The sequence below is a fragment of the Legionella pneumophila subsp. fraseri genome (assembly GCF_000586315.1).
GTDB lineage: Bacteria > Pseudomonadota > Gammaproteobacteria > Legionellales > Legionellaceae > Legionella > Legionella pneumophila_B.
The window spans coordinates 345753-359257 of the sequence record NZ_JFIM01000001.1 but is presented as its reverse complement, the minus strand read 5'-3'; the positions used below and the strand labels follow the sequence as shown (position 1 = coordinate 359257).

Below are 13505 nucleotides of genomic sequence, written 5' to 3'. Positions count from 1 at the left end.
TGACGTTTATGAAATTATATTTTTTTGGCGATGATAATAATAAACCCAAATTAAGCGAACATTTAATCATTTACATACTCAGTTTGCTAGATCCCAAGTCTCAGTCTGTTGCTTCTTTAGTGAATAAAGACTGGTCTAGGCTGGTTCAATTGACACAGCAATACCTATCTATGCTACCAGTGATTCATCGAATACCACTATTTGCGAATCTGGGTCTTGACGTTTTGAAATTAAAATTAATGACAGGTGGTATGACGAATTCCACATTTAGGCTAAGAATTAAAAATGCCCCTGAGAAATGGGTTATGCGGATTCCTGGAAAAGGTTCTTCAACATTTATAACCAGAAGAGATGAAGCTCATAATGCTAAACAAGCCGAAAAACTTGGACTGAATGTTCCGATAGCTTTCTTTGATCCAGAAGATGGGTTGCAGGTAACTCGCTTTATAGAAGGAGTGCATTCACTGGATGATAAAGCCTTGGCCCGGAAGGAAATTCTGCATGAGGTAGCCACTATGATGAGAAAACTGCATAAGTCTACTTCTTTTGATAATGACACTCATTTTTTTGAACGAAATGAAGAGCTGTTGGATTTATTAAAACGAAAGCCCTTTAATTTCCCTGGAGAAATAGATTTTATTGAACAACGGATGAAGAAGCTGCAGGAGATTTTTTCTTCTTATCATATTCAGCAATTTCCTTGTCATAATGATACAACGCCACTTAATTTTATCTTATCAGAAAATCCAGAAATCAAGGGTTCAGAAAAGATTCATCAGATTGATTGGGAATATTCCAGTAATAATGATTTTATTTGGGATTTAGTTTATTTTATGGTTGAAGCTAAGTTAAACCGAGAACAACAACTTATTCTGTTGAAAGCTTACTTTAATACAGAGGAACTGAGTGACTCTCTTTTGGCATGGATAGAGGTTTATAAACCCATCATTGAATGGTGGATAACGATTTGGTCATGGACTCAATTGGCAAATGGAGCCAATGCAGTTGATTTGAGCTCTTACGAGCAGCTAGGGCTTGAACGGTATCATAGCACCTTAAGTCACTTGAAAAGTGATGACTTCGTCAAAGCCTTGGAGGTTATTGAAGCAGATAGTCATAGCCTGGCTTTTACGGAGAAGAGACCTTTTTAGAGGCAGGTAGTGTGAGGATAAGGCAGTTGGTTTACAGAGATCATTTAGATATTCAGGTCATTTTTTTGAGAAATTCCTGTAGATGCATCTTATCTTGCTCAGTATTTAAATAGTTTTTGAGTTGTTGCATGCTTCTGTCATAACCTTCCTGGCTAATTGTGCCGCGCATCAGCTCAAATCTTAAATACACACAATAGGTGTTGAGTACGTCTGTTTCACAATAATCTCGTATTTCTTTTAATTGGCCTGCCTTGTATTGTTCCCAAACTTTTGAGCCACTCATTCCCATTTTTCCAGGGAAACCTAACATGGTTGAAATATCATCAAGGGGGGCAAATGCTTTGTTCTGATATCCTGCAAGAACATCCATTAGATCAATGTGTCGATAGTGAAAGCGACTTAGATAATTGTTCCATTTAAAGGTTTGTTGATTTTCCCCTGTCTCCCAATAAGTGGGGGCGCTAATACTATAGTATAACGATCGGTAATGCAGTACGGGAAGATCAAATCCACTGCCATTCCAGCTCACCAAGGTGGGGGTGTGTTTGTCAATTCCAGCAAAAAAACGGGTTATTAATTCTTTTTCATCAGAATGTTCATCGCCAAGAGACCATACTTTTATTTGAGTTCCATGACTGATTACCACAGATATAGCGCAGATCTTTTGTAAGTAATGAGGCAAAAAATCATTGCCAGTTTTCTCGCGCCTTAAGGCAAACATAGCGCATGCCGTATCTTCATCGGATAAGCCATCAAGTGCAAAAAGCCTTCGCCCTGACTCAATATCTGGAATTGTTTCAATATCAAAAACAAGTATTGTCATAATTTATTAATCCAGTTCGGCCTTAATTCTTATTTTCCAAATTTGTTTGAAACTATCGACAAATCTCTAGATTTATAAAATATTCCAGAGCTGTCAATCTCATAATTTAGATACTGGATTGATTCTATCATGTGAGAGAATAGAAGTAACTGTAAATGACATAGATTGTATGCAGTATATTTGATACAATATTTTTTAAATTGATACCTTATATCGTAGCATTGATATTCAATACTGCAGGATGGATTTTTTTATCATTAAATCATGAAGATTAGATTTACTTTACTTTGTTTTAGCGTTTTTCTTACGGGCTGTGTCAGCAAACCTCCAGCAGACATTAATAATATTTGTAATATATTTAAACAATACCCGAAGTGGTATGTGGATTCGAAAGATGTTGAGCGGCGCTGGAAGGTTCCGGTTCCGGTTCAAATGGCCATTATTCATCAAGAATCAAAATTTAATGCCAGAGCCAGGCCACCAAGAACCAAACTGTTATGGATAATTCCATGGACAAGACCCTCAACTGCTTACGGATATACACAAGCGTTGCGTTCGACTTGGGACAATTATAAACGCACTAATGGATGGTTTTGGTCATCACGCGACGATTTTGGAGATGGTGTTGATTTTATAGGATGGTATGCTAACCAGGCGAATATTAAGGCAGGTATTCCCCGAACAGATGCTTACTCACTTTATTTGGCTTATCATGAAGGGATAGGCGGTTATCAAAGGAAAACCTATTTGAAAAAACCATGGTTGATTTCTGTAGCGCGCAAAGTGAAGGCTAAATCACAACTTTATGCAATGCAGCTCAATTCTTGTCAAGGTTCGTTGAAGTCACGTTCCTGGTGGTAATTAAGATGGCCTAATTATGTTCTTGCCAGTGGAAATAAAGTCAGATTTGGAACATATATGATTTTGTGTGTTTATAATAATCGCCATAACACGAAGTCAATCTTAAGTAAGGTATACATTTCTATTTTTAAATAGAAAATCGGGTAAAATCCTGTTTATTTAACAGAATAAAGCTTGAAAAGAAAAGGTGAATGATGGTCTGCTTAGGGTGTGCTAACTCAATCCTTATAGTCTTAAAAAACCTGTTTTTTGAGCTGCTCATTTAGTTTTTTAAGACTATGCATGATCAAAATTATTTGTCAATGTGCACTAAATAATTATAAAATTTTATAGTGCTACTATGTTACTATATTTGAAAGTATATAATGATTACGAATTATTTAAGGAGTTTTGGATGCGATTAATGCTTTTAGGTGGACCGGGAGCCGGCAAAGGAACCCAAGCTTCACTTTTAATTAACCGTTATAAAATTCCTCAAATTTCTACCGGTGATATGCTGCGTGCTGCCATAGCAAAAGGTACGCCCTTAGGATTAAGTGCCCAAAAAATCATGGAATCAGGTGGCTTGGTGTCTGATGATATTATTATCGGGCTAGTGAAAGAAAGACTAAAAAATTCTGATTGTGACAGAGGGTTCCTGTTCGATGGTTTTCCAAGAACTTTAGTTCAAGCTGAAGCTTTAAAAGATGCAGGAATCCACTTGGATCATGTGATAGAAATAGCCGTCGATGATGAAGAAATAATTGAACGCATCAGTGGACGCCGTATTCACCAGCCGTCCGGGAGAGTTTATCATGTTGTGAATCAACCGCCGAAAAACCCGGGCGTAGATGACATCACAGGCGAACCCCTGATTCAACGTGATGATGATAAAGAAGAAACAATACGTAAGCGTTTACAGGTTTACCATAGCCAAACAGCACCATTGGTGCAATATTATAAGGAGTGGGCTGAATCTGGTTCTAAAGAAGCTCCAAAATTTCATACTATTAGTGGTGCAGGTACAGTAGATCAAATATTTGATAACATCGTAACGATACTCGAAACTTAGGAGTTAACATGCCGACCCAGACTATTAACAGCGCTGAATTTGAATCATTAATTAATGACAATGAGATAGTTTTTATTGATTTCTGGGCTGAGTGGTGTGCTCCCTGTAAGCAATTTTCAAAAGTATATGAGCAAGTTTCAGATCAGTTTCCAGCTATTAAATTTGTAAAAGTTAATATTGAAGAGCAACAAGAGTTGGCAGATTTTTTTGAGATTCGTTCCATACCTCATCTTATGGTTTTCAAAGACAGTATTGTGATTTATTCTGATGCTGGAAGCATACCCGAGTCCACTTTAAAAGAGTTGGCGCAACAAGCGCTTGATGCGGATGTTAGTGAAATACGAGCTCAGCTTGAGCAGAAGGATAATTAGAAATGCTGGCTAGATAATCAGCAAGTTCTTTTTTACTGGCATTATCCATAGTAAGGCCAAGCTTAGTGCGACGGTTTAGTATGTCATCACAATAATTCGCCCATTCTTCTAAAATAAGATAATCTACTTCCACCTGATAGAGTGAAGGGCCATATTTTTTCCCCATTGCTTCCATATTGCTACATTGAGAAAGAAAAATTTCAGTATAACAACCATACGTATTGAGATAACGATTTAACAATGCGTCATCCAGCCAATGATATTTTGTCCTGGCGTAATTAACATATTGTGCAAAACTCATATCTGCTAAAGTAGCTCCCGGCAAAGGAGTATGCTTTGTTTTCGATGGCTTCATTCGTGGGAATATAGAGGTCAGTTGATTTATGACTTCTTCGGCCAACTGCCTGTATGTTGTTATTTTCCCACCAAAAATTGTAATAATGGGTGCAGGGGAGTTATAGAATTCATAGGAATAATCGCGACTTAATGACTTTGTTTCCTTACTATCATCAGCTAATAGAGGTCTTATACCACTCCATGAATGGACTATGTCTCCTTTTGTTATTTTAAATTTAAAGTAAGCATTCACTAGTTCAATTAAATAATCTATTTCTTCTTCACCAATCTCTATGTGGTTAAGATCCCCAGTATAGTGGATATCGGTGGTTCCAATCATGCTAAAGCCATGATAGGGGATAACAAAAATAACCCGCTGGTCATTATGTTGTAAGAAATAGGCATGATTTCCCTCAAAAAGTTTAGGCACGATAATGTGACTGCCTTTAACAAGGGTAATATCTTTCTGGATAGGTGTTTGAGTTAATTGAGCAATTGATTGAACCCATGGCCCAGCAGCATTAATGATAGTTTTAGCATATGCTTTGTAACATTGTCCTTTGGTAGGCTGAATAGTTAAATGCCATATGTTATTGATTACCTCAGCGTGGGTTACTTTGGCATGAGGTCTTATGCTTGCGCCATGATTTTTGGCTTGTATGGCATTGAGAATGGTTAATCGAGCATCATCTGTGGTGGCATCGTAGAAAAGAAAACCACGATTTAACTCCTCTTTTAAGGGAGTAAAATAATTATTCTTATTATTTCTGTGAATCGATTTGGATTTGGGTAAATGATTTTTTCGGCTGAGATGATCATAAAAAAATAAACCTAATCTCAGTAACCATGAAGGGCGCATATGCTTTAAGTAGGGTAATACAAAAGATTGGGAGTGGACTAAATGGGGAGCCAAATTGAGAAGTGTTTGACGTTCCTGGAGTGCTTTTTTAACCAAACCAAATTCATAATGTTCTAAATATCTTAAACCACCATGAATTAATTTGGTGCTGCTTGATGAAGTTTTGGAAGCCAGATCGTCTTGCTCGAAGAGTACCACAGACAGTCCTCTTAATGCTGCATCCGCAGCGCAGCCGCAGCCATTGATGCCTCCACCAATAATTGCAACATCAAAAACCTGATCCATGTTTTTATCTCCGAAAAAAGATTACACTCAATATAATAAATAGAGAGGGACTTTATAATAATGAACTATATACTAGCCATTGACCAGGGAACAAGTAGTACTCGTGCCATGATCTACACCCTTAAGGGTGACTTAATTGCAAACAGCCAGTATCCTCTTACTCAATATTACCCCAATTTGGGTTGGGTAGAACACGATCCCGAGGAAATATGGCAAAAAACTCTGAATGCGATGAGGGATGTCGTATCTCAAGTTCAGGGAAAAACAATTTTATGCTGTGGTCTTACCAATCAACGAGAAACCACTCTTATTTGGAACAAAAAAACAGGAGAATGTCTCTCACCAGCTATTGTATGGCAGGATAGACGGACAGAAGAATTTTGTTTTTCCCTGTCTGAATGCTCCTCAATGATACAAGAGAAAACCGGACTACTTCCTGATCCCTATTTTTCAGCAAGCAAATTAAACTGGTTACTAAAGAATAATTCTCAAGCACAATCACTAGTTCAACAGGGAGATTTGGCATTTGGGACAATAGACAGTTTTTTAATATGGCGAATGACTAAAGGTGCCAGGCATGTGACCGATATCACCAACGCATCCAGGACTATGCTATTTAATATTCATCATGAAAAATGGGATAAGCAGTTACTCGAACTGTTTTCCATTCCTGAATCAACATTGCCAGAGGTTCACTCCAGTGATAGTCATTTTGGAGTGATAGATAAAGAATGGCTGGGAGTAGAAATTCCAATTACAGGTACGGCTGGTGATCAACAAGCTGCCTTAATTGGTCAAGGCTGTTTCGATAGAGGAATGGTTAAGGCTACTTTTGGTACTGGAGGATTTTTATTGCTCAACACAGGGGATAAACCTGTTTTCTCAAAGCATAAATTATTAACTACTATTGCTTATAAAATTAAAGAAAAAACAATATATGGTTTGGAGGGCAGTATTTATCATGCCGGAACAACTGTTAAATGGTTACGGGATGAAATGAAATTGATATCCCATTCTGGTGAAACCGAAACATTGGCACAAAGTCTCGATAGCAATAACGGTGTATATCTTGTTTCATCTTTTACTGGTCTTGGAGCACCTCATTGGTTATCAATATCAGGCTCGGCTATTGTAGGGGTATCTCGTTCAACGAATAGGGCGCATTTTGCCAGAGCAGCTTTGGAAGGGGTTTGTTATCAAACACGTGATGTATTGACGTGCATGAGAGAGGATGGTCAACAGGATTTGACTTTATTAAGAGCCGATGGGGGTATGGCAGTAAACCAATGGTTTCTACAATTTCTGGCGGATCAGTGTCAACTAACAATTCAAAAGCCCAAAGACATTGAAACGACCGCCAAAGGGGCAGCAGTATTAGCTGCAGTAGGTTACGGACTATTTGATTCAATTTCTTCAGTAAACAAGATATGGGATGTTGAGCGCGAATTTCAGCCTTCCAGAGAAAAAGCGGTGGTTGAAAAAGATTTTCGTGGTTGGCTAGAGGCGTTGGCAATGGTTAAAGCAAGGCATGCATAGGCTGGTCTTATATTTAAATTGGTGCGATTAAATTAGATTGCAGTAGCTCGTATTATAGTTTAATACAAGCTACTGATTAACACGTTGGATTTTTTATTTTACGTCACGAATTTTTTCACCGGTATACAATTGGCGAGGTCTGCCAATGCGTGACTTGGTGGCTACCATTTCCATCCAGTGACTCATCCATCCAACAGTGCGGGCTAGAGCAAATATCACTGTGAACATATTGGTTGGTATTCCAATAGCGCTTAAAGTCAATCCTGAGTAAAAGTCTACATTCGGGTAGAGTTTTTTCTCAATGAAATATTCATCTTCAAGAGCAATACGTTCAAGTTCCATTGCTAATTTAAATAAAGGTGCGTCTTTTGCTCCAACGGCTTCTAATACATCATAACAGGTTTTACGCATTACTTTTGCTCTTGGATCATAGCTTTTATAGACCCTGTGCCCAAATCCCATCAAGCGGAATGGATCATTTTTATCTTTAGCTCGTTTAATATAGTGATCGATACGACTCACATCGCCTATTTCCTTTAGCATATTTAAGCAGGCTTCATTCGCTCCACCGTGAGCGGGTCCCCATAAAGCCCCTATACCGGCTGAAATGCATGCAAAGGGATTAGCCCCGGTAGAGCCGGCCAGACGTACCGTCGATGTAGATGCATTTTGTTCATGATCGGCATGGAGAATAAAAATAGTATCCATAGCCCTTACCAGTACAGGATCTGGCGTAGTATCTTCAGATGGAACACCAAACATCATATGGAGAAAGTTCTCTGCATAAGACATTTTATTTTTAGGATACATATAAGGCATGCCAATGGAGTATTTATAGCTCATCGCAGCTAAAGTAGGCATTTTAGCAACCAGTCTGATTGCGGAAATAAAACGGTCTTGCGCATTGTTCAGATCCATGGATTCATGATAAAAAGCAGACAAGGCACCAACTATCCCAACCATAATAGCCATTGGGTGAGCATCACGCCGGAATCCATTCAAAAACTGGTACATTTGCTGATGAACCATAGTATGATTGTTAATTAGACTGACAAAAGCTTTCTTTTCTTCCTTGTTGGGTAACTCTCCATTGAGTAATAAATAACTTACATCAAGGAAGTCTTTTTTCTCTGCCAATTGTTCTATAGGATAACCCCTATACAACAAAATGCCTTTATCCCCGTCAATATAAGTGATTTTTGATTCACAGGAGGCAGTTGATAAAAAACCTTGATCAAAGGTAAAGACGCCATGTGAACCAAGCTGGGTAATATCAATCACATCATTACCTAGGGTGGGAGTATAGATTGGTAAATCAATCGTCTCTTGCCCATCGATGCTGAGTTTCGCTGTCTTTTGAGTCATTGCTTCTCCTGATTATTTACATGCTTAAAGCATTCATACTTGCGTTAGTGCGCGGAACTATATAAAAATGACAACATACAGTCAAATTAAACATAATTTTGGTCATTAAAAATGCTAGTCCCATATCCAATATTAATTAAATATTCAAATAATTTAGATCATTTGCAACCGTATACATTGATTATATATTATGGTTTACAAATTTGAGGAATAATAGAAAAAAAAATGATAACTCCAGCCGAATTACCTATCAATCATCGTGGTGCGGTATATCATCTTGATTTAAGAACAGAAGAAATAGCTGATCTCATCATTACAGTGGGAGACCCTGGGCGGGTGAGCCTGGTCAGTCAACATTTTGATAAAATTGAAGTACAACGGTCCCATCGAGAGTTTGTTACCCATACTGGTTATCTTGGAAGCAATAGAATTACAGTCCTCTCCACTGGCATTGGTATGCCAAATATAGATATCGTGATGAATGAACTGGATGCTTTGGCAAACATCGATTTATCTACACGAACAGTGAATACCACCAAAAAAAGTTTAACAATAATTCGATTAGGCACGACAGGAGCTCTGACTGAGAATTGTTTGCCCGGAGATATAGCCATTAGTCGATATGCAATTGGTTTTGATAGTTTGATTGATTATTATCAATATCAGCCACTGGGAGTGCTTGAAACAATCAAGGAGGAGTTATCTCAATATTTAAAGGGAGAGAGTGGCCCGTTTTATATTTCTGAATCTTGCTCTCAATTAGCTGAACAGTTCAGCTCCTTGGGACATACAGGAATTACTGCTACTTGTGGTGGTTTTTATGGGCCGCAAGGTCGCCAGTTAAGATTGCCGCTTCATTACCCCAACCTTATTAGCCAGTTAGGAACATTTTGCACTCAGAATTATTCCGTAATTAATCTTGAGATGGAAACTGCTGCTATCTATGCTCTTGGCAGTATGCTTGGACATAAATGCCTATCCTTAAGTGTGGTGATTAATAACAGGATACATGGAAGTTTTGCAGCAGATGTGAAATCTTGCCTGGATTCCCTGATCACAAAATCACTCGCGAACATTAAAAATATCCTTGAGCTATCTGAAGCTTAAGGTCATTTAATTAAGACGCCCAGTGTGGTATCCTTTTGCATTAAATTAATCTTAATTTACTGTCTAAAGGATACATCCAAATCATGGTATACCTAGCCAAAGAAGTCTTACCAGTCAACATAGAAGACGAATTGAAGCAATCCTATTTGGATTATGCGATGAGTGTCATTGTGGGTCGAGCATTACCTGATGTACGTGATGGTTTAAAGCCAGTACACAGGCGAGTTCTTTTTGCGATGAGTGAATTAGGTAATGATTGGAATAAGCCGTATAAAAAATCTGCTCGTGTAGTAGGGGATGTCATTGGTAAATATCATCCTCATGGGGATACAGCTGTTTATGACACTATTGTTCGTATGGCTCAGCCCTTTTCCATGCGTTATATGCTGATTGATGGGCAGGGTAATTTTGGTTCTGTAGACGGAGATGCTCCAGCTGCCATGCGTTACACTGAAGTACGAATGTCCAAGGTGGCGCATGCTTTACTAGCTGATTTGGATAAGGAAACAGTTGACTTTAGTCCCAACTATGATGAAACAGAATTTGCCCCAGTGGTATTGCCATCAAGAATTCCCAATTTATTAGTTAATGGTTCTTCCGGTATCGCAGTAGGAATGGCTACCAATATACCACCACATAATCTTACTGAAGTAATCAATGCTTGTATTGCTTTGGTGGATGAGCCTGACACGAGTCTTGAAGATTTAATGGAGATTATTCCTGGCCCTGATTTTCCCACAGCAGCAATTATTAATGGCCGTGCTGGAATTATTGAAGGTTATCGTACTGGGAAAGGGCGGGTTGTTATCAGGGCGCGCACAGAAATTGAAACGGATGAAAATTCAGGACGTCAGTCAATTATTATTCAGGAATTACCTTATCAGGTGAATAAAGCGCGTTTGATCGAGCGTATCGCTGAATTGGTAAGGGACAAGAAAATCGAGGGAATTTCCGGTTTGAGGGATGAGTCAGACAAGCAGGGAATGAGAGTAGTCATTGAATTAAAACGCAATGAAGTAGCAGATGTGGTATTGAATAACCTGTTCGCTCATACTCAAATGCAAAATGTATTCGGGATTAATATGGTTGCCCTGGTGGATGGCCAACCGCGTACTTTGAATTTGAAGCAAATACTGGAATATTTTATAAAACATCGAAGAGAGGTTGTTACCAGACGCACAATATTTGAATTGAAAAAAGCCAGAAGTCGAGCCCATTTATTGGAGGGCTTGGGAATTGCCTTGGCTAATATCGATGAAATGATCGCGTTAATTAAGCAATCGCCTACCCCTCAAGACGCAAAAAATGCTTTATTAAGCAAAATATGGCAACCCGGCTTGGTAAAGGCCATGTTGGAAAAGGCTGGCTCAAACGCGTCAAGGCCTGATGATTTAACTGATGAGTATGGTTTGCATGAGAACGGATATAAATTGTCTGAAGCACAGGCACAAGCAATACTTGAATTAAGATTACATAGGCTAACAGCTCTTGAACAAGATAAAATAATTAATGAATTTGAAGAGTTATTGAGTTTAATTAAAGAATTACTTGACATATTGGCTTCACCTGAAAGGCTTATGCAAGTTATTCGTGATGAATTGATAGAGATTAAGTCCCAATTTGGTGATGAGAGGCGAACGGAAATAACAGCCTCACAAGAAGATTTGACTATTGAAGATTTAATTACCGAAGAAGACGTTGTGGTCACTTTATCTCATCAAGGTTATGTAAAATATCAGCCCATTACAGCCTATCAGGCTCAGCGTCGAGGTGGCAAAGGCAAATCAGCAACTCATGTCAAAGATGAGGATTTTGTTGAACGTTTAGTGATTGCAAGTACTCATGATACCTTATTATGTTTCTCCAATCATGGCAAATTATATTGGTTAAAAGCGTATCAATTGCCTCAGGCAAGCCGCACTTCCAGAGGAAGGCCGATAATTAATATTCTTCCTTTGGCGGAAGGTGAAGAGATTAATGCTATGCTCCCTGTTCGTGAGTATAAAGATGGCAGCTATGTGTTTATGGCAACCAAGAAGGGAACAGTTAAAAAAGTACCTTTAAACGCGTTTAGCAGGCCGCGATCCAATGGGATTATTGCAGTGGATCTGGAAGAAGATGACAGTCTCGTAGGAGTTGATATTACTGACGGTACCCGCGATATTATGTTGTTTACCGATGCAGGCAAAGTGATCCGCTTTGATGAAAATAAGGTGCGGCCTATGGGGCGCACGGCTCGAGGGGTTCGTGGAATTCGGGTAGAAAAAGATCAGGCGGTTAAATCTCTTGTGGTAGTCGACCCAAATGGAGGAACCATTTTGACGGCAACTGAAAACGGCTACGGTAAGAGAACCCATATCGATGAGTATCGAGTTTCAGGAAGAGGAGGACAAGGTGTTATTTCTATTCAGGTTACTGAACGAAATGGTAAAGTTGTCCGCTCCTTGCAGGTTACCGATAATGACGAAGCCATGTTAATTACAGATAAAGGGACTTTGGTTCGTTTTAAAGTCAATGAATTATCTGTGATAGGCCGAAATACACAAGGAGTTCGTCTGATTAATGTCAGTTCTGGTGAGACAGTTGTTGGAATGCAAAAAATTGTAGATCTTGGAGAAGAATTAGAAGAGGCAGAAGATTCATCCCGTAATGCTGAAGACAGCAGTGATGAATAGCAGGGTTTTCAATTTTGGAGCTGGCCCTGCCATGCTGCCTGAGGAGATATTAAAAGAGGCTCAAGAGGAATTTCTTAATTGGCGTAATACCGGAATGTCTATACTTGAAATAGGGCATAGAACACCGGAAATCGTTAATCTTTTAAGTACCGCAGAGCAATCGTTAAGAGAGCTGTTAAATATCCCCAAAAATTATCATGTATTGTTTTTGGGAGGGGCAGCTCGGACACAATTTGCCATGATTCCTATGAATTTATTACGGCCAGGAGATGATGCGGCTTATTTTATTACGGGAATCTGGTCCAAGATGGCTTATCATGAAGCGAATCTTCTAAAAAAAGCATATTACCTTAGTAGTGAAGAGAAAGAAGGATTTGTATCAATTCCTGACTATCAAAAGTGGGAGTTAAAAAGTAATACTGCCTATGTCTATTATACCCCAAATGAAACAATTAATGGAGTCAGATTTCCTTATGTCCCTAAAACAGAAGGGGTTCCTCTAGTTGCGGATATGACTTCTTGCTTGCTGAGCGAGCCGATAAATATTAAGCAATATGGTTTGATTTTTGCTGGTGCGCAGAAGAACATTGCCAATGCAGGTTTAACTGTAGTTATCATTCATGAGGAATTACTACAAAATCAACCTGAGCCAGTGATCCCTACCATGTTGAATTATAAAAATCATGCGGATCATCGCTCCTTATATGCTACACCCCCAGTATTTAATTGTTATTTGGCAAGTAAAATGTTTGAATGGATAAAAAACCAAGGGGGTATAGAAGGATTATTTCAGAGGAATTGTTTGAAAGCTGCGAAGCTGTATCAATATCTCGATTCAACTGATTTTTATTTAACTCCAGTATCTAAAGAAGCTCGCTCTATAATGAATGTTTGTTTTTCCCTGTACTATCCGGATTTGGAACAAAAATTTCTTGATATGGCTAATGAGCGTGGGTTAAAGGCCTTAAAAGGTCATCGTGTCACTGGAGGATTGCGTGCCAGTTTATACAATGCCATGCCTATGGCTGGAGTCGATGCGCTCATTGAATTTATGTCTGAATTTGCAAAAGAAAATGGTTAATAAG

11 protein-coding genes are annotated in these 13505 nt (G+C 38.7%); 8 read left to right on the top strand and 3 right to left on the bottom strand.

The features are described from left to right. Positions 1-8 precede the first annotated feature (8 nt). Positions 9-1151 carry a phosphotransferase family protein gene (locus tag CC34_RS0101600; protein WP_027226918.1) on the top strand — a complete coding sequence of 381 codons (1143 nt, stop codon included), beginning with the start codon at positions 9-11 and terminating at the stop codon, positions 1149-1151. Positions 1152-1203: 52 nt separating this feature from the next. Here CC34_RS0101600 and CC34_RS0101595 read toward each other — a convergent pair whose 3' ends face one another. Next, a complete protein-coding gene (locus tag CC34_RS0101595) occupies positions 1204-1974 on the bottom strand; it encodes a 3'-5' exonuclease (protein ID WP_027226919.1) in 771 nt (256 codons plus the stop codon). Between the two features lie 264 nt (positions 1975-2238). Between CC34_RS0101595 and CC34_RS0101590 the strand changes: the two genes are divergently transcribed. The 3 genes from CC34_RS0101590 (at position 2239) to CC34_RS0101580 (ending at position 4257) form a co-directional block, all read left to right on the top strand. Continuing rightward, positions 2239-2835, top strand: coding sequence for a transglycosylase SLT domain-containing protein (locus CC34_RS0101590; RefSeq protein ID WP_027226920.1), 597 nt, complete (start codon positions 2239-2241; stop codon positions 2833-2835). Positions 2836-3229: 394 nt separating this feature from the next. After that, positions 3230-3886 carry an adenylate kinase gene (gene adk / locus CC34_RS0101585; protein ID WP_028378874.1) on the top strand — a complete coding sequence of 219 codons (657 nt, stop codon included), beginning with the start codon at positions 3230-3232 and terminating at the stop codon, positions 3884-3886. A gap of 8 nt (positions 3887-3894) precedes the next feature. Further along, a complete protein-coding gene (locus tag CC34_RS0101580) occupies positions 3895-4257 on the top strand; it encodes a thioredoxin family protein (RefSeq protein WP_027226922.1) in 363 nt (120 codons plus the stop codon). On the opposite strand, the gene glpD is transcribed toward CC34_RS0101580, so the two are convergent. Further along, on the bottom strand, positions 4217-5737 hold the full coding sequence (gene glpD / locus CC34_RS0101575; protein ID WP_027226923.1) for a glycerol-3-phosphate dehydrogenase: 1521 nt from the start codon (positions 5735-5737) through the stop codon (positions 4217-4219). The genes CC34_RS0101580 and glpD overlap by 41 nt on opposite strands. A 60-nt stretch (positions 5738-5797) precedes the next feature. On the opposite strand from glpD, the gene glpK reads away from it, so the two are divergent. After that, the gene (gene glpK, locus CC34_RS0101570; RefSeq protein WP_027226924.1) at positions 5798-7273 is read left to right on the top strand and encodes a glycerol kinase GlpK; all 1476 of its coding nucleotides are present in this window, start codon (positions 5798-5800) and stop codon (positions 7271-7273) included. 93 nt (positions 7274-7366) lie between these two features. Here glpK and gltA read toward each other — a convergent pair whose 3' ends face one another. After that, complete coding sequence (gltA, locus tag CC34_RS0101565) at positions 7367-8638, bottom strand: citrate synthase (RefSeq protein ID WP_010947144.1); 1272 nt, start codon at positions 8636-8638, stop codon at positions 7367-7369. Between the two features lie 225 nt (positions 8639-8863). On the opposite strand from gltA, the gene CC34_RS0101560 reads away from it, so the two are divergent. The 3 genes from CC34_RS0101560 to serC all read left to right on the top strand — a co-directional run bounded on the left by CC34_RS0101560 (position 8864) and on the right by serC (position 13501). Then, positions 8864-9745 carry a nucleoside phosphorylase gene (locus CC34_RS0101560; RefSeq protein ID WP_027226925.1) on the top strand — a complete coding sequence of 294 codons (882 nt, stop codon included), beginning with the start codon at positions 8864-8866 and terminating at the stop codon, positions 9743-9745. An 83-nt stretch (positions 9746-9828) separates the two neighbouring features. Next, on the top strand, positions 9829-12420 hold the full coding sequence (gene gyrA / locus CC34_RS0101555; RefSeq protein ID WP_027226926.1) for a DNA gyrase subunit A: 2592 nt from the start codon (positions 9829-9831) through the stop codon (positions 12418-12420). After that, positions 12413-13501 carry a 3-phosphoserine/phosphohydroxythreonine transaminase gene (gene serC, locus CC34_RS0101550; protein WP_027226927.1) on the top strand — a complete coding sequence of 363 codons (1089 nt, stop codon included), beginning with the start codon at positions 12413-12415 and terminating at the stop codon, positions 13499-13501. The genes gyrA and serC overlap by 8 nt, the downstream gene beginning before the upstream one ends. The last annotated feature ends 4 nt before the right edge of the window (positions 13502-13505 follow it).

Coding starts and splice junctions, on each gene's coding strand:
- CC34_RS0101595 (WP_027226919.1), bottom strand. CDS start 1,974: ATGACAATACTTGTTTTTGATATTGAAACAATTCCAGATATTGAGTCA.
- CC34_RS0101580 (WP_027226922.1), top strand. CDS start 3,895: ATGCCGACCCAGACTATTAACAGCGCTGAATTTGAATCATTAATTAAT.
- serC (WP_027226927.1), top strand. CDS start 12,413: ATGAATAGCAGGGTTTTCAATTTTGGAGCTGGCCCTGCCATGCTGCCT.
- CC34_RS0101560 (WP_027226925.1), top strand. CDS start 8,864: ATGATAACTCCAGCCGAATTACCTATCAATCATCGTGGTGCGGTATAT.
- glpK (WP_027226924.1), top strand. CDS start 5,798: ATGAACTATATACTAGCCATTGACCAGGGAACAAGTAGTACTCGTGCC.
- gyrA (WP_027226926.1), top strand. CDS start 9,829: ATGGTATACCTAGCCAAAGAAGTCTTACCAGTCAACATAGAAGACGAA.
- adk (WP_028378874.1), top strand. CDS start 3,230: ATGCGATTAATGCTTTTAGGTGGACCGGGAGCCGGCAAAGGAACCCAA.
- glpD (WP_027226923.1), bottom strand. CDS start 5,737: ATGGATCAGGTTTTTGATGTTGCAATTATTGGTGGAGGCATCAATGGC.
- gltA (WP_010947144.1), bottom strand. CDS start 8,638: ATGACTCAAAAGACAGCGAAACTCAGCATCGATGGGCAAGAGACGATT.
- CC34_RS0101590 (WP_027226920.1), top strand. CDS start 2,239: ATGAAGATTAGATTTACTTTACTTTGTTTTAGCGTTTTTCTTACGGGC.
- CC34_RS0101600 (WP_027226918.1), top strand. CDS start 9: ATGAAATTATATTTTTTTGGCGATGATAATAATAAACCCAAATTAAGC.